21 protein-coding genes are annotated in these 26,496 nt (G+C 68.2%); 11 read left to right on the forward strand and 10 right to left on the reverse strand.

The features are described 5' to 3' along the window. Nucleotides 1–42 precede the first annotated feature (42 nt). Both ACSHWB_RS46570 and ACSHWB_RS46575 read right to left on the reverse strand, forming a co-directional pair. On the reverse strand, nt 43–606 hold the full coding sequence (locus ACSHWB_RS46570; protein ID WP_439659759.1) for a hypothetical protein: 564 nt from the start codon (nt 604–606) through the stop codon (nt 43–45). Then, nucleotides 603–1,592 (reverse strand): hypothetical protein, encoded by a 990-nt coding sequence (locus ACSHWB_RS46575; RefSeq protein ID WP_439659760.1) that lies wholly within the window; start codon nt 1,590–1,592, stop codon nt 603–605. Before ACSHWB_RS46575 ends, ACSHWB_RS46570 begins: the two co-directional genes overlap by 4 nt. Before the next feature lie 101 nt (nt 1,593–1,693). Here ACSHWB_RS46575 and ACSHWB_RS46580 point away from each other — a divergent pair, with 101 nt between their 5' ends. Next, entirely contained in the window at nt 1,694–2,047 is a 354-nt protein-coding gene (locus ACSHWB_RS46580) for a hypothetical protein (RefSeq protein WP_439659761.1), read from the forward strand. A gap of 37 nt (nt 2,048–2,084) precedes the next feature. Here ACSHWB_RS46580 and ACSHWB_RS46585 read toward each other — a convergent pair whose 3' ends face one another. From ACSHWB_RS46585 to ACSHWB_RS46595, 3 genes are all read right to left on the reverse strand, one after another. Then, nucleotides 2,085–5,852, reverse strand: coding sequence for a DNA gyrase subunit A (locus ACSHWB_RS46585; RefSeq protein WP_439659762.1), 3,768 nt, complete (start codon nt 5,850–5,852; stop codon nt 2,085–2,087). Between the two features lie 31 nt (nt 5,853–5,883). Beyond that, complete coding sequence (locus ACSHWB_RS46590; protein WP_439659763.1) at nt 5,884–9,243, reverse strand: ATP-binding protein; 3,360 nt, start codon at nt 9,241–9,243, stop codon at nt 5,884–5,886. A 257-nt stretch (nt 9,244–9,500) separates the two neighbouring features. After that, complete coding sequence (locus ACSHWB_RS46595) at nt 9,501–10,280, reverse strand: hypothetical protein (RefSeq protein ID WP_439659764.1); 780 nt, start codon at nt 10,278–10,280, stop codon at nt 9,501–9,503. A gap of 200 nt (nt 10,281–10,480) precedes the next feature. Here ACSHWB_RS46595 and ACSHWB_RS46600 point away from each other — a divergent pair, with 200 nt between their 5' ends. The 4 genes from ACSHWB_RS46600 to ACSHWB_RS46615 are packed head-to-tail and all read left to right on the forward strand — an operon-like array spanning nt 10,481 to nt 15,981. Beyond that, nucleotides 10,481–11,653, forward strand: coding sequence for a pyridoxal phosphate-dependent aminotransferase (locus tag ACSHWB_RS46600; RefSeq protein WP_439659765.1), 1,173 nt, complete (start codon nt 10,481–10,483; stop codon nt 11,651–11,653). Between the two features lie 43 nt (nt 11,654–11,696). Next, nucleotides 11,697–13,295 (forward strand): DUF4331 domain-containing protein, encoded by a 1,599-nt coding sequence (locus ACSHWB_RS46605; protein WP_439659766.1) that lies wholly within the window; start codon nt 11,697–11,699, stop codon nt 13,293–13,295. Continuing rightward, nucleotides 13,292–14,593, forward strand: coding sequence for a tetratricopeptide repeat protein (locus ACSHWB_RS46610; RefSeq protein ID WP_439659767.1), 1,302 nt, complete (start codon nt 13,292–13,294; stop codon nt 14,591–14,593). Before ACSHWB_RS46605 ends, ACSHWB_RS46610 begins: the two co-directional genes overlap by 4 nt. Further along, nucleotides 14,590–15,981: a nickel/cobalt transporter gene (locus ACSHWB_RS46615; RefSeq protein WP_439659768.1), complete on the forward strand. Its 1,392-nt coding sequence runs from the start codon at nt 14,590–14,592 to the stop codon at nt 15,979–15,981. Before ACSHWB_RS46610 ends, ACSHWB_RS46615 begins: the two co-directional genes overlap by 4 nt. 67 nt (nt 15,982–16,048) lie before the next feature. On the opposite strand, the gene ACSHWB_RS46620 is transcribed toward ACSHWB_RS46615, so the two are convergent. Further along, the gene (locus ACSHWB_RS46620) at nt 16,049–16,807 is read right to left on the reverse strand and encodes an anti-sigma factor family protein (RefSeq protein ID WP_439659769.1); all 759 of its coding nucleotides are present in this window, start codon (nt 16,805–16,807) and stop codon (nt 16,049–16,051) included. A 207-nt stretch (nt 16,808–17,014) separates the two neighbouring features. After that, nucleotides 17,015–17,764: a TetR/AcrR family transcriptional regulator gene (locus ACSHWB_RS46625; protein ID WP_439659770.1), complete on the reverse strand. Its 750-nt coding sequence runs from the start codon at nt 17,762–17,764 to the stop codon at nt 17,015–17,017. A 98-nt stretch (nt 17,765–17,862) separates the two neighbouring features. Here ACSHWB_RS46625 and ACSHWB_RS46630 point away from each other — a divergent pair, with 98 nt between their 5' ends. Further along, nucleotides 17,863–18,807, forward strand: coding sequence for an ATP-binding cassette domain-containing protein (locus ACSHWB_RS46630; RefSeq protein WP_439659771.1), 945 nt, complete (start codon nt 17,863–17,865; stop codon nt 18,805–18,807). Beyond that, complete coding sequence (locus tag ACSHWB_RS46635) at nt 18,804–19,592, forward strand: ABC transporter permease (RefSeq protein ID WP_439659772.1); 789 nt, start codon at nt 18,804–18,806, stop codon at nt 19,590–19,592. Before ACSHWB_RS46630 ends, ACSHWB_RS46635 begins: the two co-directional genes overlap by 4 nt. Here ACSHWB_RS46635 and ACSHWB_RS46640 read toward each other — a convergent pair. Then, nucleotides 19,509–20,252: an RIO1 family regulatory kinase/ATPase domain-containing protein gene (locus tag ACSHWB_RS46640; protein WP_439659773.1), complete on the reverse strand. Its 744-nt coding sequence runs from the start codon at nt 20,250–20,252 to the stop codon at nt 19,509–19,511. The genes ACSHWB_RS46635 and ACSHWB_RS46640 overlap by 84 nt on opposite strands. A 98-nt stretch (nt 20,253–20,350) precedes the next feature. On the opposite strand from ACSHWB_RS46640, the gene ACSHWB_RS46645 reads away from it, so the two are divergent. Continuing rightward, nucleotides 20,351–21,865: a M28 family metallopeptidase gene (locus ACSHWB_RS46645; RefSeq protein WP_439659774.1), complete on the forward strand. Its 1,515-nt coding sequence runs from the start codon at nt 20,351–20,353 to the stop codon at nt 21,863–21,865. 218 nt (nt 21,866–22,083) lie between these two features. Here the strand turns inward: ACSHWB_RS46645 and ACSHWB_RS46650 are convergent, their stop codons facing one another. After that, nucleotides 22,084–22,941 (reverse strand): bile acid:sodium symporter family protein, encoded by an 858-nt coding sequence (locus ACSHWB_RS46650; RefSeq protein ID WP_439659775.1) that lies wholly within the window; start codon nt 22,939–22,941, stop codon nt 22,084–22,086. A 139-nt stretch (nt 22,942–23,080) separates the two neighbouring features. Here ACSHWB_RS46650 and ACSHWB_RS46655 point away from each other — a divergent pair, with 139 nt between their 5' ends. From ACSHWB_RS46655 to ACSHWB_RS46665, 3 genes are read left to right on the forward strand one after another with little or no spacing between them, the layout of a single operon-like run. Further along, nucleotides 23,081–23,881 carry an NmrA family NAD(P)-binding protein gene (locus tag ACSHWB_RS46655; protein ID WP_439659776.1) on the forward strand — a complete coding sequence of 267 codons (801 nt, stop codon included), beginning with the start codon at nt 23,081–23,083 and terminating at the stop codon, nt 23,879–23,881. Next, nucleotides 23,853–24,551, forward strand: coding sequence for an LLM class flavin-dependent oxidoreductase (locus tag ACSHWB_RS46660; RefSeq protein ID WP_439659777.1), 699 nt, complete (start codon nt 23,853–23,855; stop codon nt 24,549–24,551). The genes ACSHWB_RS46655 and ACSHWB_RS46660 overlap by 29 nt, the downstream gene beginning before the upstream one ends. Further along, nucleotides 24,491–25,435, forward strand: coding sequence for a DUF1152 domain-containing protein (locus ACSHWB_RS46665; protein ID WP_439659778.1), 945 nt, complete (start codon nt 24,491–24,493; stop codon nt 25,433–25,435). Before ACSHWB_RS46660 ends, ACSHWB_RS46665 begins: the two co-directional genes overlap by 61 nt. Here ACSHWB_RS46665 and ACSHWB_RS46670 read toward each other — a convergent pair. Further along, nucleotides 25,429–26,445, reverse strand: coding sequence for an MFS transporter (locus ACSHWB_RS46670; RefSeq protein ID WP_439659779.1), 1,017 nt, complete (start codon nt 26,443–26,445; stop codon nt 25,429–25,431). The two genes, ACSHWB_RS46665 and ACSHWB_RS46670, sit on opposite strands and share 7 nt — an antisense overlap. Between the last annotated feature and the right edge of the window lie 51 nt (nt 26,446–26,496).

Raw genomic sequence — 26,496 nt, forward strand, 5'->3', positions numbered from 1 at the left:
ACCCCGTCACCTCGGCAAGTCGTTGTACCGCTTCGTGCACCGCTACCGCCCCGTGTTGTTCGGCGACCCGGGCAGGTCCTGGTAGGTCCGATAGGCCGGAGCTCCCGGCTTCGGCGAGACGATCTGGCTCGGCAGTTTTCCTCGCACGAGAGCGATCAGGAACGCGACAGCACCGACGTCGTACTCCTCCCAGTTGCCGTCCGCACCCCGCGCGATCACCACCCACGCGTTCGGATCGCCGTCATCCGCGAGCCAGAACAGTTCCCCGCCCATCGGATGATCGAACGTGGCCCACGGAATCAGGCCGGGAAGCTGCGGAAAAGCCGAGTACGGAGGCTTCCGCTCCTCATTCAACGACAGCATCACCTCGCGGTGCAACGCGAGCAGGTCGCCTTCCTGTCCCGTTCGGGTCGGCGCCTGGATCAGCACGGTGCCGGCGTACTCGCCCCTCGGCACGGTGTCGAGCAGGGCTTTGTAGTCGTCCGGCAGTGCCACACCGAGCAGCCGCTCGGTGACCTGCCAGTCCGGCTGCCACTTGGGCAGTCCGGACCAGCCGATCAGATCGGCCAGAACCTCGACAGCCGGAGAAGCTCCGAGTGTGCTCATTGCATGTTCGCGATGTGTTGGTGCGCGGGGAAAGCAGCGCACGTGTAGAGCTGCAGGTTGTAGCCGCGCCCGATCATCAGCATCGTCGGCTCGTGCACGGCCGGGTACGACGGGCCGACGACCTCGGCGTCCTCGAGCGGCTGCCAGCTCTTCGTTCCGTCCCACTCGGACGAGGCGATGGTGAGCAGCGGTTCGACGTCGGCACCGCAGTCGTCGCAGGACATGGGGAACGGGTCGGAGAAGCTCCACGGCGCGTGCCCGCCGACCTTGCAGCCGGAGGCGACGGCGAGTTCGTGCTGGTACACCCGCTCTTCGCGGGTCTCCCACTCCCGCACCTGCTCGGCCAGGTCGCGGGGCAGGCAGTGCGGCGCCGGGTACTCCGTGACCTCCTCCGGGTGCAGCACGCACGGTTGCGGCAGGTAGTTGTCGTCGACCGCGGCCGGGAGTGGCGCGGTAGCGAGCGGATCGGTCACCTCGGCCGCTGTTCGCCAGCGCACCACCGTGGTCGGCACGTAGCCGTCGTCCTCGTGGTCGAACGGGCACCACAGCACCTGCAGCAGGTCCGCGCCGTCCGGGCGAGGGAGGCCGGGGACGTCCCGCGCGTACAACTGGGCCACCGGCACCATCGGCGCCGGACCGTCCTGCGGGAACTCCGCGCCGTCGTCCACGCGGTCCACGACGACCTTTTCGGCCTCTGTCAGCAGGTTCACGTTGCTCGGGCGTGGACGCGCCCACGCCTCCGTCAGGATTCGGCGCCGTTCCACCACGTCGGGCACGCTGGCGCCTTCGAGTGTGGGGCCGCTGTGTTCTGGGCAGGTCGGCCACGGTTCCTGGGCCGGCCAGAGCAACGGGCCGCCGATCGAACTGTCCGCTGTGGTGGGCTCACCCGGACGGGGGTGCAGTCGCACGGTGGTGCGGGCAAGCGGCGCCATGCCGGGAAAGTGCACCGTGACGTCGGACGGACGCGGCGGGGAGGTGCGAGCCATGGCGGAATGTTATGCCCCGCATCGTGTGGGGGGGACCGGTACCGAGCGGCTCTGTCAGGCTCTGGGGATGAGTCGACGGTTCGTCCCGGCGTTGCTGATCATTGGGACTGCTCGGCGGGTGTGCCGGAACGCCCGCGCCGGAGCGGGACCCGCCTGCGGAGGTCGAGCTGAACAAGATCGTGCTGGAGGTGACGGGAACGGCCACCGTTTCGTCGCTGACGCTGGTCGTCGACGGGAGCTCTACCGAGGAGACGGCGGTGGCGCTTCCTTGGACGAAGACGCTCGAGTTCCCGAAGGACAGCGGCGCTCACGAGTGGAAGCTGGTCCTTCGGCACAGCGGCGGCAGCGTGCTGGCGACGTGCACGGCGAACGGGGAGTTGCTGACGCAGACCGCCGGCAGCGGTTCGCCCGGCAGCGACAGCACGGCCCAGTTGTCCGGCAGCATCGCGAAGTGAGGAGCCGGTGAGGACTCTCGTCCTCACCGGCTTCCGGCTAGTCCCGTTCGATCAGGTGGCCGATGACGTCCGGGCCGGGGTGCGCGTGACCGGAGCCGTCGCGGCGCGGGTCGATGGCCGGCAGCTCCACCGGGGTGCCCTTGTCGTCCGCGCCCGCCGGCCTGCTGCCGATCCACGCGAGCACCAGGTGGTCCTCACCCTTGAGGAAGCGCTGCGACCGCACGCCGCCCGTCGCGCGGCCCTTCGCCGGGTACTCGCTGAACGGCGTGACCTTGACGCTCTGACCCGACGAGGTGACGACCATCGGCTCGCCGTGCTCGTCGTCGTCCGTGCGGATCGCCCCGAAGAACACCACGTACGCGTCGCCGCTCAGGTTGATGCCCGCCATGCCGCCGCCCTTGAGGCCTTGCGGCCGCACGAGTTTCGCGTCGTAGCGCAGCAGTGACGAGTCGGAGCTGACGAACGCGATGGTCTCGCTGCCGTCGGTGAGCCAGGTGCAGCCGACGATCTCGTCGCCGTCCTTGAGCGAGATGACCTCGAACTCGTCCGAGCGCACCGGCCACTCCGGCACGCACACCTTCACGGTGCCCATCTTCGTGCCGAGCGCGATGCCCGGTGAGTCCTTCGGGTCGAGCGGCGCGATGCCGACGACCTTCTCACCCTTGTCGAGCGGCACCAGCTCGCTCGCCGCCATGCCTCCCCTGAGGCTGACCGTGCCGCTTTGTTCTGGCAGCACGGGCAACGGCAGCACGTCCGTCTTGAACGCCCGGCCCTTGTTCGTGATCAGGATGATCTGGCCACGCGCCGTGGAGTGCACAACGGCCATCACGGCGTCGTGCTTCACCCGGCCCGCGCGGCGCTTGCCCTCCGAGGCCTCCTCCGACTCCGCCGCAGTCCGCGCGACGAGACCGGCGGCGCTCAGGATGACCTGGCACGGGTCGTCCGCCACCTCCAGCGGTCCGGCGGGCTTGGACGCCGCCAGCACCTCCTTGAGGTCGCCGTCGATGAGGCTCGTCCGGCGGTCGCCGCCCAGTTCCTTCGCCACAGCAGCGAGCTCGGTCGAGACGAGCTTCTTCAGCACGCCCTCGTCGTCCAGGATCGCAGTGAGCTCGGCGATCTCCTGGCGGAGCTTGTCCTGCTCGGTCTCGAGCTCGAGCTTGTCGTACTTGGTGAGGCGGCGCAGCGGCGTGTCGAGGATGTAGGAGGCCTGGATCTCCGACAGCTTGAACTGCTGCATCAGGCCGTCCTTGGCGGCAGCCGCGTTCTCGCTGCCCCGGATCAGCCTGATGACCTTGTCGATGTCGAGCAGGGCCAGCAACAGGCCCTCGACCAGGTGCAGGCGTTCCTCGCGCTTGCGGCGGCGGAACTTCGTGCGCCGCGTGACGACCTCGTAGCGGTGCTGGAGGAAGACCTCCAGCAGCTGCTTGAGGCCGAGCGTCTGCGGCTGGCCGTCGACCAGCACCAGGTTGTTGATGCCGAACGACTGCTCCATCGGCGTCAGCCGGTACAGGTCCGCGAGCAGCGCCTGCGGGTTCACCCCGACCTTGCACTCGATGACGAGCCGGATGCCGTTCTCGCGGTCCGTGAGGTCCTTGACGTCCGCGATGCCGGTGAGGCGCTTGGACTTGTTGACCTCGTCGGTGATCTTCTCGACGATCCGCTCGGAGCCGACGCCGTAAGGCAGCTCGGTGACCGTGATGGCCTGACGGCCTCGTGACCCTTCCAGCGGCCCGATCTCGACCTTGGCGCGCATGCGGACGACGCCGCGGCCGGTCTCGTAAGCCTTCCGCACCTCGTCGAGGCCGAGCAGGATGCCGCCGGTCGGCAGGTCGGGCCCCGGGATGTACTCCATCAGCTTGTCGAGGCTCGCGTCCGGGTGCGTGATCAGCCACCGCGCCGCGCCCACGACCTCGCGGAGGTTGTGCGGGATCATGTTCGTGGCCATGCCGACCGCGATGCCGGACGTGCCGTTGACCAGCAGGTTCGGGAAAGCCGCCGGGAGCACGGTCGGCTCTTCCAGCGAGCCGTCGTAGTTCGGCCGGAAGTCGACGGTGTCCTCGTTCAGCTCGCCGACCAGTTGCATCGCGGCATGGGACATACGCGCTTCGGTGTTGTGGTTGACGAACCCGCCCGCCAGGAACGAGTGGTCCTCCGAAACCACCCTGACCGAGTAGACCTCGGCAGGCTCAGCCGCCTCGACGGTGGTCACCGGCTCGAACCGGTAGCCGGAGTCCATGATCGGCAGGATCGTCGCGAGAATCTCCGGATCCTTGATCCGGTCGATGATCCTCAGCCGCTCGGTCTCCCAGCGCTCGATCCGGTCGAAGTTGTGCTGGGTCAACCACTTGCGGCCGCTGCCACGACGGTCGAAGTCCAGTGCATTTCGCACGTAGTCGGCAACGAACGGCACGGAGTCCTGGCTGAGGCGATGCGGTCGCAGCGGCGAATGCTTGAGCAGGTCCTTCAGCTTCGACTGCTTGGTCTTGAGGAAGCCCACGCGTTCAGCGAATGCCGTGACGTTGCGCAGCCCGGAGACGACCAGTCGGTGCTCCACCGCGCCGCTGGCACGGGTGTAGCGGCGATGCGTGGCGATGACGCCGAACTCAGCGAGCAACTCCTGCATCTCAGCGGCGAGTCGCTCGCTGTAGGACGAGTACTGAATCGTGAAGCCGTCCTTCGCGACCCGGCAACCGCCATCACCTTCGAAGGCAGCCATCAGGAAGGCGCGCTTGACACCCCAACCACCGCGCCAGACGCACTCCGGCACGAACTTGTCTCGTGCCTGGTGGCCGATGAACTCTGCCAACGGACTCGCTCGGAAGGCGTCCATGCCACCCGCGCACTCCTGGACGTCGAGCTCCCAGATCCGCTTCCGGTCCTGTCGCGTCTCCCGCTCGGCAATGTAGCGCTGACCGCCGACCACCTGGTCGTAGGCATGGAGGACTTCACCGAAGAAGTGCTCGTCGGTGTTGTTGAACCCAGCTCGCGTCTCGGACGCGAAGCCCTCCGACGCCCATGCCCCGGCGAGAACTCCGAGGACGTACTCCTGCGCGGTGGGGATGATCTGAGACCAGGCGTTCCGGGCCACAGCCACGACCGCGCCGGGCTTCAGTTCATCCAGGCGCCGCCACTGGAACAACGGCACACCCATCGGCGCCTCGAGGCAGAGGACCAGATGGTTCTCGCTGCCACGCAACGAGAAACCAGACTTCGTGGTCATCCGAAGCGTCGGGTGCACACCGGAGTTGAAGACCTTGTCGACCTGGACAGCCTTGCCGTCCTTGTCGAGCACCTCGAAGTCGGCGTCAGCCTCGGAATCAGCAGAAAGATCGACCAGGTCGGCGATTCGCGCGCTCGAACCGTCGGCCAGCCGAATCCTGGTGTCGCCGACGACACAATATCGGCTCGCTGCCGGTCCATCGTCTGGTGACCCAAAATTTCCATGCCCGTCGATCAACGGCTCGTTGAGGCTGAAGTCCTGTGCGAGGCGGACCAGCGCGTCGTAGATCGCTGTGTCGCCGTGCGGGTGGTAGCGACCCATCGTGTCGCCGACCACGCGAGACGACTTCACGTACGGCGACGTCGGTCGCTGCCCGTTGTCGTGCATCGAGTAGAGGATGCGGCGGTGCACCGGCTTGAGGCCGTCCCGCGCGTCCGGCAGTGCCCGCGAGTGGATGACCGAGTACGCGTACTCCAGGTACGAGTCCTCGATCTCCGTCTTCAGCGGGTTGTCGAGCACCTGTGCGCCGGCCAGATCGAACGCGGCGGGGTCGACCCTGGTCGTGGGTCCCTTGCGGCGTGCCATGACTGTGTTCCAGCTCTTTCTGTCTGAAGGCTCAGAGGTCGATGGCCGACTGGTCGACCCGTGCGGCGGATTCGACGAGCCAGTTGCGACGCGGCTCGACCTTTTCACCCATCAGGAGTTCGAGGGCTTCCTCGGCGGCTTCGACGTCGTTCAACGTGATGCGCCGGACAGAGCGGGTGGACGGGTTCATCGTGGTCTCCCACAACTCGTCCGCGTCCATTTCGCCCAGCCCCTTGAACCGCGGCACCGGGGTGACGACCTGTTTGCCGGCCTTCTCGAGTTGCGCCACCTTCTGCTCCATCTGGCGCTGGGTGAAGGTGAAGTGCGTTTCGGGGTTGCGCCCGCGAGTCATGACCTTGTGCAACGGGGGCATGGCCGCGTAAAGACGCCCGTCCTCGATCACAGGCCGCATGTACTTGGCGAACAACGTGATCAGCAACGTCCGGATGTGGCTTCCATCCACGTCCGCGTCCGCCATCAGGATGACGCGGCCGTAGCGCATCTGAGGAAGGTCGAACGTGCGGCCGGTGCCAGCGCCGAGGACCTGGACGATGGAAGCGATCTCAGCGTTGCGCAAGGTGTCGGCCAGTGAGGCCTTCTGGACGTTGAGAATCTTGCCGCGCAAGGGAAGCAGCGCTTGATACTCGGAGACGCGGGCCATGCGGGCGCTGTTGTGGACGAACACCCCGGCTTCGAGAGCGAAGTTGTGGTAGCCGTCGACGGTCAGGTCGTAGACGTTTTCCCGCTCCGGCAACACCTCGACGGACGCGACCGAGTGGTTCACCATCGACGCCGCCTCACGCAGCCGCGCGAAGTCGTCGTCGAAGTGCGCCAGCACGTTCAGGAACTTCAGCCCGGTCTTCGCGTTCTCCCTGCGGTCGAGCTCGTAGGACAACGCCAGCTCGAAGTTCGACGGCGTGTCCAGCATCGGCGCCATCCGCTTGAGGGCGGCGATCCGACGGCCTTCGTTCTGCCGTGCGACCTTCTCTTCACGCGGCACGGACTCGACGTATCGGCGACGACCAGCCTGAATCTTCTCCAGGTGGCCGGTGGAGGCGTCGGCCATGCGCTGCTTCATCCGGGCCGAGTGCTCGCGGCCGAACTCCGGGTTGTTCTCGTGCCAGGCGATGACGGCGTCACGCTGACGCTGACGCTCTGCCGGGTCCGAGAACTGGTCGGCCGTGGCGCGGGAACGCCAGGCGAGCAGCTCTTCGTCCTGCCACTGCGCTAGGGAGCGCTCACGCCACTCCTCACGCTTGCCTGGCTGTGCGAAGAAGGCGCGCACCCGTTCGGCAGCGGCGGCGCGGTGCTCGGGCTTGGCCCAGTACTCGGCCTGCAGTGCGCGCAGGCGTTCGGCGTAAGCCGCTTTTTCTTCATCGCTGAGCGCCGCGTACCAGTTCTGGAACGCCTGCACGATCTTGGGGTCACGCATCATCCATGCGTGCAGCGCAGTGTGTTCCTCCCAGCTCATCCGCGTGATGTTGCGCGGATCGTTGTTCCGCTTGTTCACGTCGATGTGGTGTCGGACTTTCCCGTTCCCGGCGCTGTCGAACCCGTGGCGGAGGTTGTACGCGTCGGCCAGATAGTGGGTGTAGACCCATTCATGCCGGTCATTCATCCACACCTGCTCATAGCCAGCGAGCTTGTCACCAGCAGCTTTCGACGAGACAGACCGGTACAACGGCATCAACGAATCGCTGGGCTGCAGGGCATCCGCGCGGCGGTACGAGCCGTCACGCAGCCGGAACAGATGGTCTGGCGTGCAACGCACGGACTCACCGTTGTCCAGGGTGACGCGGACGAGCGGCGCGTCCTTCTTGGTCAGCCGCGGCTCGACCAGCGGCACCACGACGACGCGACCTGCCTTGTTGGTCGCGTATCCGAAGTGCGTGACACCGCGCTGCCAGTCCTCCACCAGTTCCAGAAACGACAGCGACTTCCCAGACGCCAGTGCGACCCTGGTTTCGCCGACAAAGCAGCCCAACGCACTGTCGCCCTCGACGAGGAACAGCTCGGAACGTGAGACGCCGGTGGTGCGGCAGTCGACCAGCTTGGCGGGCATCGCCGCGCCCTCGAGCGCGGTCTTGCGGCGGGCCGCGTCCTTCTGCTGCTTCTGCGTGAGCCGGACGCGGGAGGCGTCGACGACCTTCTGCAGCACGGTCTTGGCTTCGACCTTGGTCTTGCGGTCCTCGGTCCACGCGCGGATCTGCTGGTCCACGATGCCCTGCAGCACCTTGGTGATGCCGGCGGTGGAGAGCTCGTCCTTGGTCTGCGAGGTGAACTGCGGCTCCGGGATGCGGACGTGGATGACGGCCGTCATGCCTTCGAGCACGTCGTCGAGGGTCGGCATCTCCTCCTTGGGCTTCAGCAAGCCGCGGGTCTTGGAGATGGCGTCCTGGATCGACTTCACGACCGCGCGGTCGAAGCCGCGGCGATGAGTGCCGCCGTGCACGTTGCGGATGGTGTTGGTGAAGCACTCGACGGTGCGCTCGTAGCCGGTGCCCCAGCGCAGCGCCACCTCGATCTCGGCCTGACGCTCCACTTTGGACCGCATCACGCCGTTCTCGTCGGCGGCGTTCTCGAAGTAGGTGCCGGAGCCGGTGATCACCAGGGTGCCGGAGACCGCTCGGTCGCCCGAGGGGGCCAGGAAGTCGACCATGTCCGTCAGGCCGTGCGGGTAGTGGAAGACCTCTTCGGAGATGGTCTCTTCCAGCGCCGAACGAAGGACATAAGTCACGCCCGGCACCAGGAAGGCGGTGTTGCGCATCTTCTGGCGGACGACTTCCACGTCGAGCGTGGCGCCGTTCTCGAAGTAGCGGGCGTCGTACCAGTAGCGGGTCGAGGTGCCGGTCGACTCGTTGCGCTTCATCTTGCCGACGACCTGGAGGCCGTTCTGGCGGGTGAACTTGGCCTTGGGGCCCGGGCCGTCGAAGACGGCGGGAACGCCGTGCGCGAACGACATCGCGTGCACCTTGCCGTCGCGCCGCACCGTGACGTCGTAGCGGTGGGACAGGGCGTTGACGGCGGAGGCGCCGACGCCGTGCAGGCCGCCGGAGGTCTTGTAGCCGGAGCCGCCGAACTTGCCGCCGGCGTGCAGCTTCGTCAGCACCAGTTCCACACCGGACAGACCGGACTTGGCGTGCACGTCGGTGGGGATGCCCCTGCCGTCGTCGTCGACCTGGACGCTGCCGTCGGCGTGCAGTGTCACCACGATCTTGGTCGCGTGACCGGCGACGCCCTCGTCGGTGGAGTTGTCGACGATCTCGCTGAAGAGGTGGTTGATGCCCCTGCTGTCGGTCGACCCGATGTACATGCCTGGCCGTTTGCGTACGGCCTCCAGACCTTCCAGATGGGTGAGGTCGTCGGCCCCGTACAGGGTCTCTGCGGTCACGGGTATTGCTCCCTGATTGTGTGCGGACTGCCAGCAGGGTATCCGCACCTACCGACAATTCTTCGCAGGACGTCGGTCACGGTCGTGGAAACTGCCCTGGGTGGTGCGTCACAAAGCCCGGAGCCACGGTCTCCTCGCGAGGTGGAGTCGTGGTCCGGTCCTGGGGTACCCGCATCTCAGGGCCGTGCTGACCAGCGCAGTGTCCGGCGCGGTCGACGAAGAGCGGGCGCACGTCACGTCCGCGGCACGGGCGCACGTCACGTCCGCGGCAGGCGTCCACGTGCTCGACAGCGGTGGGGTCGCCGCCGGTGGGATCGGCGCCTGCCCGCGTCTCGATGTCGACGCGGCCGCTGCCCCACGCCGGCGAGCGCGCGAGCGTTCGGTCGTGAACGGCTGCCTGGGTCACCGTCTCCACCACCTCCACCTGGCGGGGTTCGTGCACCCGCGACCAGGCCGGGATACCCGCTACGGCGTTCGCCGACGCAGCCGGGCGCGACCGGTCCCGGAACCCGGCGCCGAGTCGGTGGCGGCGACAGCGGGGTCCGCACCACGAACCCCGGGTCGAGCAGCCGGCCGGAGCGCTGCACCGCCCCGCCGAGCGCCCCGCACATCGCCGGCACCCCGTCGAACCGGCCGCGCTCCCCCGGCATCACGGACGTGAGCCCGCCCAGCGACGACCCCCAGGCGATCACCCTTTTCGGACGGCCGACCGAGCGCGAGAACCACGACACCAGCGCGGGCTGGTCGCGCAGCGCGTCGGGCACCGAATGCCCGCGCGGAACGCGGTACCGGGAGGCCGCGAGGGCGTAGCCGCGGTCCAGCAGTTCAGTGCGCGCCGCGGGCCGCGACGCCATCTCGATCGGCGGTGTGTACCCGGCGGGACAGGTGCCGTGGCTGTAGAGCGAAAGCGTTCCGTTCCAACGGAACGGCACCTCGACCCGGTACTCGGCGCCGTCGATCTGTCCGGTGTGGACAGTCAATCCGGCGGGCTCCACCGGCGTCAGCGACGACACCGCGAGCAGCAGCTTCCCCGGCATCTCGACCCCCTCCGGCGAGCACGCGGAAGCCACCCTCCCGAGAAACGGACAAACCGGCGTCCGGCGAGACGAGGATCAGGACTGCGCGAGGTTGCGCACGAGACCGTTCCGAGACCTTCCCGGAACCGACCCGTGAACCGGGATGAACATCGGCACGTATGCCCCGGTGTCGGAATCGGACCAAGGGACGGAGTGATCGCGTGCGGCATGGTGTGGACTCGGGTCTCTTCCAGCAGACCGCGCACAGCCCGTCCTACTTCGAGCTGTCGCGGACCGGTGCGGGGGAGCTCGTCGACTTCTGCATCCCGTGCAATCCGTACTTTCCGACGCCGGAGATGTTCGAGGAGCTGTCGAAGAACCTGGAGTCGGTCCTCAAGTTCTACCCCAGCGACTCCAGCAAGATCGCCGACCAGTTGTCCAAGGTGCTGGGCCTGAACCCGGCGACGCTCGCGATGTCGAACGGCTCGACCGAGCTCATCACGTGGATGGACCACCTGTGGATCCACGAGAGCATCGCGATCCCGATCCCCACCTTCGGACGCTGGACCGACCAGCCGATGGAGAGCAACAAGCGCGTCGACATGTTCCTGCTCCAGGAGAGCAACAACTTCGAGCTCGACATCGACGAGTACATCAAGTTCATCCGCACGCGGGGCAGCAGGGTCGCGGTCATCTGCAACCCGAACAACCCCGACGGCGGCTACCTGCCGCGCCGGGAGATCATCCGGTTCATGGACGAGCTGTCCGACCTCGATCTCATCGTGATCGACGAGTCGTTCATCGACTTCGTCGAGGTCGAGCGCAACCCGTCGGTCGCGGCCGAGGCGTCCATCCGGCCCAACGTGGTCGTGCTGAAGAGCCTCGGCAAGAACTTCGGCCTGCACGGCATCCGGTTCGGCTACCTGGTCGCGAACCCCGGTCTGGCCGGGAAGATGCGCAAGACGCTGCCGAAGTGGAACCTCAACTCCCTGGCGGAGACCGTCGTGTTCATGCTGGCAGAGCACGAGGGCGAGTACGCGGAGAGCCTGCGGCTGCTCAGCCGCGACCGCTACCGCATGGGCATGGAGCTGTCGCGCATCCCCGACCTGACCGTCTACTCGTCCCAGGCGAACTTCCTGTTCGTGAAGCTCGGCGGAGGCATGGACGGGCGCGAACTGCGCGACCACCTGCTCGCCAAGCACCAGGTCTTCATCCGCGAATGCGGCAACAAGCTCGGTATGACCAGCAAGTTCGCCCGGCTGGTCGTCCGTCCCGAACAGGACGTGGAACGGCTCGTCGAGGGCATCCGCGACTTCACCCAGGCGCGGTGGACAAGCCACGCCGTTCATTCCAGCCATTCCAGCGAACCGTCGCTGCTCATGCACAGCGCCTGAACACCGCACCCTGCACGCTCATTCTCCGAAAGGTTGCCCACAAATGTCATCACCGCACGCCCTCAGCGGTCGGCGCGGCCAGGTGGCTGCGGCCGCGCTGGTGGCCGCCACACTGCTGAACGCGGCCATGTTCGGCGGTACGAACGCCACGGCGTCGTCTCACCGCGAGGCTCCGCTCATCGCGGGCGACCCGGCAGTGGACAACACCGACCTGTACGCGTTCGTGAGTCCTGACCACAAGGACACCGTGACGCTGGTCGGCAACTGGTCCGGGTTCCAGGAACCCAACGGTGGCCCCAACTTCTTCCCGTGGGCCGAGGACGCGCAGTACGACTTCAACGTCGACAGCGACGGCGACGCCAAGCCCGACGTCACGCTGCGGTTCACCTTCGAGAACGACGACCGGCGCAAGAACAACACGTTCCTGTACTCCAACGGTGTCGTGGACTCGCTCGACGACGAGAACCTGCTGTTCCGGCAGCGCTACGACCTCGAGGCGCTCTACCAGAACGGCCAGAAGGTCAAGCTGGTCGACAACGCCCCGGTGGCGCCGTCCCCGAACGGCCCGGCGTCCATGCCGGACTTCAAGAAGCTGCGCGACCAGGCGATCACCCAGATCGCCGGTGGCGGCAAGGTCTACGTGGGCCCGTCGGAGGACGCGTTCTTCGCCGACCTGCGGGTGTTCGACCTGCTCTACGGCGGCAACCTGAGCGAGGTCGGCCAGGACACGCTGCGCGGCTACAACGTCAACACCATCGCGATCCAGCTGCCCAAGCAGGCGCTGGCGCTGCGCAACGACGTGCACCGCAACCCGAACATCGGCATCTGGAGCACGACCCAGCGCCGCACGATGAAGCTCTCGCCCGGCAAGGCCGAGGCGGTCGGCGACTTCGTGCAGGTCTCCCGCCTGGGCAACCCGCTGGTCAACGAGGTCGTGGCCCCCGCGGGCCTCAAGGACGCGTTCAACGGCCTGCGCCCCGACCAGGACGCCGGCGTGAAGGAGCTGGTGGACCGGGTCGTGAACCCGGAGCTGCCGAAGCTCGTCGAGGCGATCTACAAGATCCCGGCACCGCAGGGTCAGCGCGACGACCTGGCCGAGATCTTCCTGACCGGCATCACGAAGAAGCTCGGCGCGCAGATCAACGCCGACCTGAACTCGCAGGTCAACAACGCGGACGCGGACGCGCGGAAGTTCCGCCCGTCCGAGATGCTGCGGCTGAACATGATGATCGACCCGAACGCCAACCCGAACCGCCTGGGCCTGCTCGCGGGTGACACGCAGGGCTTCCCGAACGGCCGTCGCCTGACCGACGACGTGGTGGACATCGCCGTGCAGGCGATGGAGGGTGCGGCGGCGTCCGGCAAGCTCGTCGACGCACTGGCCACGGGTGACAAGGTCGACGCCAACGACCAGCCGTTCGAGGCGAACTTCCCGTACGTGGGCCTGCCCCGCAACGGCACCGCGGTCAACGCCTCCGGCACCACGGCCGAGGTCGCGGTCAACCCGGTCGGCAAGATCGGCAACATCGACCCGATGGCCATGACCACGGCGGTCGGCTCGGCGGTCGTGTTCGGCGCCGGTTTCCTCATCTGGCGCAAGCGTCAGCAGCAGATCCGCAAGTACGGGTCGCACTCGAAGTGAAGTACCAACAACGGCAGGCCGTCGCGGTGGTTCTCCTGGTCACCGCGGCGCTTGCCTACCTCGCCGCCTCCGGTCCTGCCGACAGCAGGGCCGGGGGCGCGCCCCCTGCGCAGCCTGTTCCGGCGGTGGCGCAGCAGAACCAGATGCACCGCGTGGTGCACCAGCTGCAGCAGCGGTTGCACGAACTTCCGCAGGACAAGGACTCCTGGGCCAGGCTCGGTTCGTCCTATGTGGAACTGGCGCGCGTCACGGCCGACCCCGCGTACTACGCGAAGGCCGAGGGCGCGCTGAAGAACGCGGGCGACACGGGCCTCGCCGCCATCGGCATGGGCACGCTGGCCAACGCCCGGCACGACTTCCACGCCGCCCGTGACTGGGCCCTGAAAGCCCTCCAGGCGCTTCCCGCCTCCGCGGAGGCCCACGGTGTGCTGGCCGACGCACTGACGCAGCTCGGTGACGACGCGGGCGCGCAGGACGCGGTGCAGAAGATGCTCGACCTCAAGCCCGGCACGGCGTCCTTCGCCCGTGCTTCCTTCCACTTCGAGCTCCACGGTGACGTCGACGGCGCCCGCGATGCGATGCAACGCGCGCTGAAGGCCTCCACGTCGCCCGAGGAGATCGCGTTCTGCCGTTACCGGCTGGGCGAACTCGCGTTCGACCACAACCGGCTCGACGAAGCCGCTCAGCACTACGAGCACGGACTGGCGGCGAGAGGAGACGACATGACTCTCACTCAAGGCATGGCCAAGGTCGCGGCGGCACGGGGCGACGTCCCGGTGGCGCTGGAGGACTACCGCAGGCTCGTGGCCCGCGCTCCCCTGCCTCAGTACCTGCAGGAGTACGCGGAGCTGCTGGAAGCCAGCGGACGGACCGAGGAGGCCGCGCAGCAGTACGCCGTGCTGTCCGAACAGCAGCGGCTGATGGAGTCCCAGGGCGCTTCCGACGACCTCGCGGCGGCCCTCGTCGCAGCGGACCGCGGCGACGCCATGCAGTCGTTGCGCCGCGCCGAGGCCGAGTGGAGCCGCCGGCAGAGCGTCTTCGTCGCCGACGCGATGGCGTGGGCGTTGCACGTGAACGGAAGGGACGCGGAAGCGTTGGGCTACTCCGACCGCGCGGTGGCGCTGGGCTGGCAGAACGCCACGTTCTCCTACCACCGCGGCATGATCCTGGCCGCGCTCGGCCGGGTCGCCGAGGCCCAGGAGGCGCTGGTGCAGGCGCTGCGGCTGAACGCGAACTTCTCCCCTCTGCAAGCGCTCAAGGCGGGCCGCAAGCTCGCGGAGCTTCGAGGCGGCCGGTGAGCCTGTCCAGCTGGGTGGTGCGGCCCGTCCTGGTGGCGGCTCTGCTGCTCGCCGGCATCTTCTTCATCAACGGCGAGGCGTCCGCCCACCCGCTGGGCAACTTCAGCGTCAACCACTACCACGGGCTGCACCTGCACCCCGACCGGATCGACCTCAGATCCGTGGTCGACGTGGCGGAGATCCCGACGCTGCAGGAGAACCTGAAGAACCGCGACGCGAAGCAGTGGTGCGACGAGGTCTCCAGGACCGATCGCTCCACTGTGGACGGGCGGCGGATCTCCTGGACGCTCTCCAGCTCCACCAAGGAACACCCGGTCGGCCAGGCCGATCTCAGCACGACCCGGCTGGTCTGCGAGTTCACCGCCAGGATGGACCTGGACCGGGCCGCCAGGTTCGAGTTCCGCGACGAGTCGAACGCCGACAGGGTCGGCTGGCGTGAGATCACCGCCGCCGGCACCGGCATCAGGCTCACCGGCTCGCAGGTGCCCACCGAGAGCATCAGCGGCGAACTGCGGACGTACCCGGAGGACCTGCTCAGCAGTCCGATGGACGTCCGCTCGGTCGCGTTCAACGCCGAACCGGGCAACGGGTCAGAGCCGAAGATCGCCACCGGCTCCCCGAGCCAGTCCTTCAGCGTCACGGCGGCCAGGCTCAACGACATCCTGGGCAGCGACGACCTCACGCCGTGGCTCGGGTTCCTGGCGTTGTTGCTGTCGTTGGTGCTCGGCGCCTCGCACGCCGCGTTGCCCGGTCACGGCAAGACGCTCATCGCCGCCTATCTGGCCGGCCGTCAGGGCACGCCGAAGGACGCGTTCATCGTCGGTGCGTCGGTCACGGCCACGCACACCGGTGGCGTGCTGGTGCTCGGCCTGATCATCAGCGCCTCCAGCGCGCTCGCCGGTGAGCAGGTGCTGCGCTGGCTCGGGCTGGTCAGCGGCGTGCTGATCACGATCATCGGCGTGATGCTGCTGCGCTCGGCCCTGTCCACGACCCGCCGGCCCGTGCTCGCCGGCGCCCTGACCGGACATGGTCACGGCCACGGCCATGGGCACGGTCATGGCCACGGACACGGCCACGGGTACAGCCGTGCGAGCCTCATCGGCATGGGCGCGGCCAACGGCCTGGTCCCCTCACCGTCGGCGCTCGTGGTCCTGCTCGGCGCGATGGCCCTGGGGCGCACGTGGTTCGGCGTCCTGCTGGTCCTCGGTTACGGAATCGGCATGGCCGGCACGCTCACCGCGGTCGGGCTGCTGCTCGTGAAGGCGCGGGAACGCGTCGAGAAAATCCTGGACGGCCGTGCCACCCGCCTGCTGTCGCATTACGCACCCGTCGGCACAGCCGCCACGGTCATCGTCGTCGGCGCCTGGCTGACATTGCAGGCGGTCTAATTACACCAATGCAGGACGAAGGGCCCGGATTCTCAGGAATCCGGGCCCTTCCGTTTGTTTTGCGTCCTTACAGGTTCGCCACCACGAACGCCTTGCCTTCGGCGTTCTCGACGGCGACCGACTTCACCTTGTCCGGCGAGACGCTGACCATGCCCGACACCTCGGACCCGTCGACCTTGCCCTTCTCGGTCGAGGTCCAGGCGAAGGCCTCGGTCTTGCTGCCGTCCTTGCCGATCACGATCAGCTTGCACTTCTGAGCCGCCGGCAGACCGTTGATCTTCGCGCTGACCTGGTAGCGGTCCTGCGAAGACTGCTTGATCTCGGCGACCATCTTGATACCGCCGGCCGCTGTGGCCTCTCCCGTGAGAGGTCCGGCGACCGACGTGCCCGGTGCCTGGTTCTGCATGAACACCGCGGCGCCCCCGAACGCGACCACCGCGGCGACTGCCGCGGCGGCGAGATAGCCCGGCCAGCGCCGGGGTTTCGCGTGCAGCGGCTCGGGAAGCTCCTCCACCGGCCGCGGACTGGCTCTCGGGCGTGGGGCGGCCTCCCGCTGCTGCGGGATGGCCGACTCCTGCCTGATCTGCCGCAGCGTGCGCTGCAGCAGCAGGTCCGACGGCAAGGGAAGGTCGTCCTCGAGCTCATGAAGGAACGCTTCACGAGGCACGTCGTCGAGCGCCGTGCGGATCCGATGGAAGTCGGCGACCTGCGCACGGCAGGCCGTACAGCCCCGGAGGTGCTGCTCCACACCAAGACTCTCGTTCGCGTCCAGAACGCCGAGCGCGTAGCAGCCAAGGGTGACCGCGTCGTGCGCGCCAGCTGTCATACGACCTCCTCGTCGTCCCGATTCGACCCCCGCGGCGAAACGGTGTCACGAAGGAAAACGGGCAGATAGGAGTGGTCGGTTCAGCTTGCGAACGAGTTCATTCTGATTGCGCATAACAATGGCATTACGTAACCGCTCAACTACCCTTCAACCCCTGCCTGAGCTGCCCTTTTCACTCGATCGGACGACTCAAGGTGCCGCGTACGACTACAGGCACGTCTCTGGACGAACCAGCGGTCGATCCTCCGTCTCAATGAACACCTGGAGGCCGTCCAGGACCCTCGCGAGACCGAACTCGAAGTCGTCGAGCATCCGCTCGAAGCCGCCCGAGTTCCAGATGTGCGTCGTCATCGGCAGCCGGTCCGGCGTGAAGTGCTCCCAGAGCGCCTCCCTGCCGTCCCACCAGTCCTCCTCGGACACGCCGGTCTCCCGTTCGGCCTGCACGCGGTCCGCCATCGTCCGGCCGACACCGTGGACGAAGTGGGACACCGACGCCACCACCGCCACGATCTCCTCCGACGCGAGCCCCAGCTCGGAGACCACCGCGTAGGCCGCGTCCTGCCGGGTCATCGCCTGCGGGCCCGGCATCCGGCGCGAGGCGGTCAGCTGGAGCATCCACGGGTGCGCGCGGTACATCGCCCACATCTGCCGGGCGAAGAACTCCAGCCCGGCGCGCCACGGGCCCTTCGGCGTGTGCTCGGTCTCGCCCCACGCCGCGTCGACCATCAGGTCCAGCAGCTCGGACTTGCCCGGCACGTGCCGGTAGAGCGACATCGCGGTGTTGCCCAGCGTCTCGGCGACCCGGCGCATGGTGAGCGCCTCGACCCCCTCGGCGTCGGCCACCTTGATGGCCGCCTCGACCACGCGCGACTGGCTCAGCGCGGCCCTGGGTCCCCTGGTCGGCTCGGCCGGCGGCTCCCACAGCAGCCGCACGCTCCGGTCCCGATCGCTCTTCACCCAGCCCCCTTCACATACCTGCTTGCTGTGAATCCTAGAACCGTGTACAACGTACACTCTGCGTACGTTGTAAGCAGTTAAATCACGGGGGTGAAGGCGTGGGACACGCGGTGCTCGCGGAAGGCCTGCGGAAGGTGTTCGACCGCAAGGCGGCGCTCGACGGGTTCGACCTGGCCGTACCGGCCGGAACGGTCTGCGGTCTGCTCGGCCCGAACGGCGCGGGCAAGACCACGGCGGTGCGCATCCTGGCCACGTTGCTGCGCCTGGACGGCGGCCGCGCCGAGGTCGCGGGCCACGACGTGGCGCGGGAGGCACCGGCCGTGCGGCGGCAGGTCGCGTTGAACGGCCAGCAGTCCACGGTCGACGACGTGCTGACCGGCAAGGAGAACCTGGTCATGTGGGGGCGGCTCTACCACCTGACCAAAAGGCAGGCCGAGATCCGGGCGGACGAGCTGCTGGAGCAGTTCGGGCTGACCGACGCGGCCGGCAAGCGCGCCAAGCTGTACTCGGGCGGCATGCGGCGGCGCCTGGACCTGGCGTCGAGCTTCATCATGCGCCCGTCGGTGCTGTTCCTGGACGAACCGACGACCGGCCTCGACCCGCGCAACCGCGGCGAGGTCTGGCGGGAGGTGAAACGGGTCGTCGCGGAGGGGACGACGGTGCTGCTCACGACGCAGTACCTGGACGAGGCCGACCAGCTCGCCGACCAGATCGTCGTGATGGACACCGGCCGCGTGGCGGCGCAGGGCACGCCGGACCAGCTCAAGTCCAAGCTCGGCGGGGACCGGATCGAGGTCGTGGTCCGCAACGCCGACGAGCTGCCGGTCGTGGCGGACGTGCTGGGACCGGACGCCGAGGTGGACCCGGACACGTTCCGGGTGAGCGCGGCGGTGGCCGACCGGGTGGCGGCGCTGACGCGGGTGAGCGCGGCACTGGCGGCGCACGGCGTCGAGGCGGAGGACATCGCGTTGCGGCGGCCGACGCTCGACGACGTCTTCCTGGCGATCACCGGCCACAAGGCCGTCCTGGAGGTGCAGGCGTGAGCGCGGTCAAGTACGCGGCGGCCGACTCGTGGATCGTCGCCAAGAGGGATCTGATCCACTGGGTGCGCGAACCGGTCAGGGTGTTCGCGAACCTCCTCTACCCGATCATCTCGGTGCTGATCTTCGGGTTGGTGTTCGGCAGCGCGATGAACGTCTTCGGCGGCGGCGACTACATCGAGTTCCTGCTGCCGGGCATGTTCGGCCAGACCATCGCGTTCGGCGTCGCGAGCACGATCACGATGGTGTCGATGGACGCCGACCGGGGCGTCACGGACCGGTTCCGCGCCTCGCCGATGTCGCAGACCGGCGTCGTGGCCGGGCGCAGCATCGCGGACCTGGTGAACTCGTCGCTGGAACTGCTGGTGCTCGCGCTGTGCGGGCTGGCGATCGGCTGGTCGTTCCACGCCGGGCTGTTCAACGCGCTGGTGGCGTTCGCGCTGTTCCTGTGGCTGCGGTTCGCGCTGGTCTGGGTCGGCATCTACCTCGGCCTGCTGGTCAAGCCGGAGGCCGCGCAGGCGTCGTGGATGTTCCTGTTCCCGCTGACGATGTTCGCGAACACGTTCGTCTCGCCGGAGCTCATGCCGGGCTGGCTGCGGGTGGTCGCGGAGTGGAACCCGCTGTCGTCGACAGTGGCTGCGGCGCGTGAGCTGTTCGGCAACCCCGGTGTGGGCGGCGACTCGTGGGCAGCGCAGAACTCGCTGCTACTGGCTGTGCTGTGGCCTGCGGTGTTCGTGGCGATCTTCTGGCCGCTGTCGGTCGTGAAGTACCGCAACCTCAGCCGCTGAAGCCAGATCGGTCCGGAGCTGGTCGGCGAGCCAGCTCGTGAGCAGCCGCCGCCAGTTCCGGACCCTGGCCAGCAGTTCCGGCCGCAGCGTCCGGTCGTCCTCCCACTCCTGCCAGTCCTCGCTCGCGAGCCAGCCGATGCAGCCCGCGATCCGGTGCACGCGCAGCAGGAACAGGTCGGGCGTGTGGCCGTACCCCGTCCAGAACGCCGGCGGCAGCACGGCCCCGTGCAGGTAGAGGTGCTCCTCGAACGCCGCCAGCTCGTCGAGCGGGTTGCCCTGGCCCGGGTTGTCCCAGTCGATCAGCGTGGCGTGGTCGTCGCCGACGATGATGTTGTAGAGGTTCACGTCGTTGTGCAGCAGCCTTGCCCCGTGGACCTTCGCGAACGCCTCGCCGACGCGCTGCCAGACCACATCGGACACCGGCAGCGCGTCCGCGAGCGTCCGGCCCTCGACGTACTCGACCAGCACGTCACCGCGGCCGTTGTGCGCGAGGACCTCCGGCGCTCCGGGCACGACGAACTTCGGCAGGTCGCGCGCGACCTTCGGTTGACGCAGCACGGCCTTGCGCCCGTCGGCCAGCGTGACGAGGTGCAGGACGTTGGTGAGACCGTCTCCTTCCAGCGGTTCGACGCGCAGAGCGGTCTCCAGCAACCGGAACAAACACCCACCTCCCGTAGCAAGGGTGTAACACAAGACACTTCGGACAGATAAGCGTCGGGGGATGCATTCGGCGGCGAAGTACGCATGGAGGCACACCGATGTTCAAACGTCCTCGGCGCTTGGCGCTGTTGTCGGTCCTGACACTGGTTCTACCACTGGCTGTGACCGGACAGGCACTCGCCGATCCCAACAACAACTCCCCTGCGAAGCTCACCAAAGCCGTGACGCTGAACGGCGTCCTGCGACATCTCGACGCGTTCCAGTCCATCGCGGACACCCACGGCGACCGCGCGGCCGGACGTCCTGGATACCAGGCCTCGGTGAACTACGTGGTCTCGCAACTGAACGCGGCGGGCTACTCACCGAGCGTGCAGGCGTTCGACTTCCCGTACGTGGAGGACAACTCCCGGCTCGACCGCATCGCGCCCGTCCCGCGCATCTTCCAGCGGGACAACGAGTTCACCCGCAACGGGTTCACGCCGACGTTCGAGGGTGACGTCACCGGAGTCATCCAGCCGGTCGACGTGATCGTGCCGCCCGCCCCGGTGCCGAACACCAGCACCAGCGGGTGTGAGGCCGCGGACTTCGCCGGGTTCGTCCCCGGCCGCGTCGCGATGATCCAGCGCGGTACCTGCGGGTTCAGCGTCAAGGCGCTGAACGCCCAGGCCGCGGGAGCGTCCGCCGTGATCCTGTTCAACGAGGGCCAGCCGGGCCGCACCGGTCTGTCGACGCCGATCGGGGACACGCCGGGGCTCGCGATCCCCGTGGTGTTCGCGACCTTCGCCGCCGCCCAGGAGCTCATCGTGCTCACCCCCGGCGCCACGGTCAGGGTGAAGGTCGACTTCACCGAGGAGACCCGGCAGGCGTGGAACGTGTTCGCCGAGACCCGTGACGGCAACGCGAACAACGTCGTCATGGCGGGCGCGCACCTCGACAGCGTCCAGGACGGGCCGGGCATCAACGACAACGGCAGCGGCTCGGCGGCGTTGCTGGAGACCGCGATCCACATGAAGAGGGTCAAGCCCAACGCGAAGGTCCGCTTCGCCTGGTGGGGCGCAGAGGAGGAGGGCCTGCTGGGGTCCGAGCACTACGTCGCCACGCTGCCGCAGGCGGACCAGGACAGGATCGCGCTGTACCTGAACTTCGACATGGTCGGCTCGCCGAACCACTTCTTCGGCATCTACGACGGTGACGACTCGAGCGGCACCGCGCCCGTGCCGATCCCGCCGGGGTCGGCGCAGATCGAGGACGTCTTCGAGAAGTTCTACGCCGACCGCGGCCTGCCGTCGGAGGACACGGACTTCTCCGGGCGGTCGGACTACGGGCCGTTCATCGCGGTCAACATCCCGGCCGGCGGCCTGTTCACCGGGGCGGAGGACGTGAAGACGGCCGAGCAGGCGGCACGGTACGGCGGCACCGCGGGCATCGCGTTCGACCCGTGTTACCACCAGCCGTGCGACAACAGGTCGAACCTGAACCTGACCGCACTGGACGTCAACGCCGACGCGATCGCCACCGCGGTGATCACGTTCGCGTTCGACACCTCGACGGTGAACGGCGTGCGCGCGCCCGGCAAGTCGCACGGACGCGCGCCGCAGGGGTCCGCCAGCTAGGTGCCCCTGTCAGAAACCGCACAGGCCCGTTTTGTTCGATGAGGGGGAGCCCTTCATCAACCTCAGGTTGGGAAGGGCTCCCCCTCATCAACATCAACGTGGTGTCGAGGCACCGGCCGGGTCACGTACAGAACCTCCGGCCAGGTGCCCAGGTCGCACCGCATCGCGGCGAACACCGAGAACTCGTCACGCTCGACCCGACCATCACCGCAACCGCTTTAGACGACAGCCTTGTTGTTGCGGGACAACAACCGCGCCGCCACCGCCGCCGGCAGGTACATGAGCACCCCGTACACCGCAGGCGGAATCGCCATGGTCTCGTCGTTCAGCACGGTCAGCGCCAAGGTGATCGCGATCGTGGCGTTGTGGATGCCGATCTCCATCGCCGACGCGATCGCCTGCTTGCGCTCGACCTTGAACGCCTTGGGCACGTAGTAGCCGATCAGCAGGCTGAAGATGCTCAGCAGCAACGCCACCGGGCCGAGCGTGCCGATGTTGTCGATCAGCTGCTGGTAGGCCTGCGCGATCGCCGCGATGATGACGAGCACCAGCACCACGACGGACGCGATGCGCACCGGGTCGTTCATCTTCAGCGCCCACGCCTCGAACCTGCGGCGCACCAGCATGCCGATCGCCACCGGCACCAGCACGATCGCGAACACCTGCACGAACTTCGCCGGCTGCAGCCCGACCTCGGCGTTGTCCGCCATGAAGTGCGCCATGCTCAGGCCGACGACCAGCGGCAGCGTGAACACCGCGAGCACCGAGTTGATCGCGGTGAGCGTGATGTTGAGCGCGACGTCGCCGCCCGCGAGGTGGCTGAAGAGGTTCGCCGACGTGCCTCCCGGCGACGCGACGAGCAGCATCATGCCGACCGCGAGCACGCCCTTGAGCCCGAACGCGAGCACCAGCCCGAGGCAGATCGCGGGCAGGATGATCACCTGGCAGACCAGCGCGATGACCGCGGCCTTCGGGTACTTCGCGACCCTGGCGAAGTCGTCGGTGGTCAGCGTGAGGCCGAGCCCGAACATGACCAGGCCCAACGCCAGTGGCAGGAAGATCTGTACGACTAGCACGGGCGGCCTCCGCGGATGTCCAGCTTGTGCAGTTTGATCTGTTCGGAAGATCCTGGCGTTACTCCCCCGCCAGTGGAATCGGCCAGGCGGCGGCACCCGCACCTGTGATAGTTCTGCAGAAGACCTTCTGGGGGCAGAAATGATTGCGGCGGTACTGGGTGCGACCGGCAAGCAGGGCGGGGCCGTGGCGCGGCACCTCGCGGCGGCGGGCTGGGAAGTCCGCGCGGTGACCAGAAACCCGCAGGTCCCCGGCGGCACGGTGGCCGACCAGGACTCGCCGGAGTCGCTCGAGCAGGCCTTCGCCGGTGCCGACGCGGTGTTCAGCGTCCAGCCCGCACCGCACGACCCCCGTTCCCCGCAGGGCTACTCCCCCGCCGTGGAGACCAGGTGGGGCCGCAACGTCGCCGACGCCGCACTCACCGCCGGTGTCGGGCACCTCGTGTACGCGTCGCTGGTGGAGGCCGTCGAGGAGACCGGCGTCGCGTCGTTCGACAGCAAGTGGGAGGTCGAGCGGCACATCGCCACCATCGGCCTGCCTGCGACCGTGCTGCGGCCGACGACGTTCATGGACGGCCTGTACGCGCCCGGCCTGCCCAAGCTCACCCACCTGCTGCACCCGGAGGTCCGCCACCACCTGGTCGCGGTGGACGACATCGGCGCGATCGCCGCACGGGTCTTCGCCGATCCCGGCCGGTTCGCCGGCTCGTCGCTGACGCTGGCCGGAGACCTGCTGACGCCCGTGGAGATCGCCGGGCTGATGGGCCTGGAGTACGAGCAGTTCCAGGTCGACGACCCGGAGCTGCGGAAGGTGTTCGCCGGCGACGCCGAACCGGACGTCGACATCGAGGCCCTGCGGTCTCTGCATCCGGGGCTGCGCACGTTCACGCAGTTCCTGGAGGACACTGGGCACCGTGCAGATCGGCGTGTTCACGGCGGGTGACCTCTCCCCTGCCGGGATCGTCGCGCTGGCGGTCGCGGCCGACGAGGCGGGGTTCGACGTCTTCGCGGTCGGCGAGCACCACAACCCGCCGTACAACTCGTCCTCGCCCGCCACGCTCCTCGCCCACATCGCGGCGAGGACGACCCTGCGGCTCTCCACCGCCACCACGCTGATCACCACGAACGACCCGGCCAGGCTCGCCGCCGAGTACGCGACGCTCGCACTGCTCGCCCCTGGCAGGACCGACCTGGTGCTCGGGCGCGGCAACACCGCGAAGGTGTTCGGCTGGTTCGGCAAGGAGATCGAGTACGGCGTGCCGCTGACGATCGAGCACTACGCCACGTTCAGATCCTTGTGGCCGGACCGGCCCTACGTCTGGCACGCGTGCACGCGCTCGCCGGAGATCGCCGACCTGGCGGCGGAGCACGACGACGGGCTGTTCGTGTTCGCCGGCCAGGCGGAGCACGTGAGCAGATACCGCGACCAGGCAGCGCATCCGAGGATCGGCGTGCTGGCCACCGACCTGGACGAGGGCCTGTCGCACGACCCCGACCGCCTCCTCGTCGAAGTCAGCAGCCCCGCGGACGTCGAAAAGCTAGGGTCGGCGGTGTGTTCAGCCTTGCCACACCGCCGCTCTTCGCCAGACTCCACAAAGCACAGAACGTCCTGATCGCCGGGGCGGGCGGCGGTTTCGACGTGTTCGCGGGCATTCCACTCGGCGTCGCGCTGCGCGGGCAGGGCAAGCGGGTGCACTACGCGAGCCTCAGCTTCAGCGACCTCGAACGCCTCGACCTCGACGCGTGGCTGGAGCGCGGGCTCGCCGCCGTCGAACCGGAGACCTCCGGCGAGGACGCGTACTTCCCCGAACGCGAGCTCGCGCGGTTCCTCGGCGACACCGTCTACGCGTTCCCGCGCTCGGGTGTGCGGCCGTTGCGCAGCGCGTACCGCACGATCGTCAAGAAGCACTCCATCGACGCGATCGTGCTCGTCGACGGCGGCACGGACATCCTGCTGCGCGGCGACGAGCAGCATCTCGGCACGCCCACCGAGGACATGACGAGCCTCGCCGCCGTAGCGGGCATCGACGGTCCCGTGAAGATCGTGACCAGCCTCGGGTTCGGCGTCGACGCGCACCACGGCGTGTGTCACGCGCACGTGCTGGAGAACCTGGCGGCGCTGGACCGGCAGGGCGCCTACCTCGGCGCGTTGTCGATCCCGTCGGACAGCCACGAGGCCCGCGCGTACACGACCGCGGTCCAGCAGGCCCAGGACGCGACGCCGTTGTCTCCCAGCATCGTGAACGGGCAGATCGCCGCCTCGTTGCGCGGTGAGTTCGGGAACGTGCAGTTCACCACGCGCACCGAGGGCAGCGAGCTGTTCGTGAACCCGTTGATGGGCGTGTACTTCAGCGTCGACCTGGACGCGCTGGCCCGCGGCGTGCACTACCTGCCGGCGCTGGAGAACACGCGGACGGCGTTCGACGTGGCGCTCGCGATCGAGGACTACCGCGAGTCGACCGACGAACGCCGTCCCACGCGCGCTCTCCCTCACTGACGCCGGACCACCAGCGCCACCAGCAGGATCAGCACGCCGATGGCGAAGGCCGAGCCCAGCACCCACAGTCCGTAGACCGCGAACGCCACGAACTCCGAACCGATCGCGGCCACGGACGTGACCGTCGCGCGGGCATCGGAGGTGATCCGGTGCTGGAGTTCGGTCTCCACGTGCACGAGCACGAACCGGTACAGGCCGTAGAACAGTCCCAACAGGACGATCGCGAACGGCACGGCCAGCCACGCGGCCACGATCAGCACCACGCCCGAGGCGAACAGCACCCAGCCCCGGAACGGCAACCGGCCGGCGAGAGAAGCACCGGCGGCACCCATCAGCGGCACGCCGATCGTCGCCATCGGCACCCACACCGTCGGCACGTCCCAGTCCTGGGCCAGCAGCGTGAAGTACTCCTCGAACGCGTCGAGGGCGTACACGAAGGCCACTGCGAGCACAGCACGTTTGATCGGGACGGACGCGCGCAGACCGGTGCGCAGAGTCGCGAGGTAACCGAGTTCGTCGTCGTCCTCGTCACCGCGTTCAGGTTCGGGGAACCTCAACGCGATCACCGACGACGCGAGGCACATCGCGACCGACACCCAGCCGGCCAGCTCGTAGCCGCCGAAGGAGAACAGCGCGGTGGCGACGATCGCGACCGGCACCTGGGCGATCAGCTCGATGGTGTCGACGCGGGCGTTGAGGCGCCCGTACTGCTCCTCGTCACCGTTGGCCGCCAGCCCGTCGTACAGCAGGGCCTCGAACGCGCCGGACTGCAGCGTGCCGCCCAGACCCCACAGCACGAAGCCGGCGGCGAAGCCCCAGAACGACGGGAACAGCACCCAGGCCGCGTAGCCGAAGGCCTGCAGCACACCGGAGGCGACAAGAGAGCTTCGCCGCGAGAAGCGGTCGGCCAGCGCACCGGACGGCACCTCGAACACGACCGAGGTCAGCGACCAGATCGCGAGCAGCACCGAGATGGAGGCGTCCGACAGCCCGCTGTCGGCGAAGAGCAACGCGTACAGCGCGTAGATCGGGATGAGGTGCGAACACCACGCCCACGCCGT

Source organism: Lentzea sp. HUAS TT2, from assembly GCF_051853195.1.
Classification (GTDB): Bacteria; Actinomycetota; Actinomycetes; order Mycobacteriales; family Pseudonocardiaceae; genus Lentzea.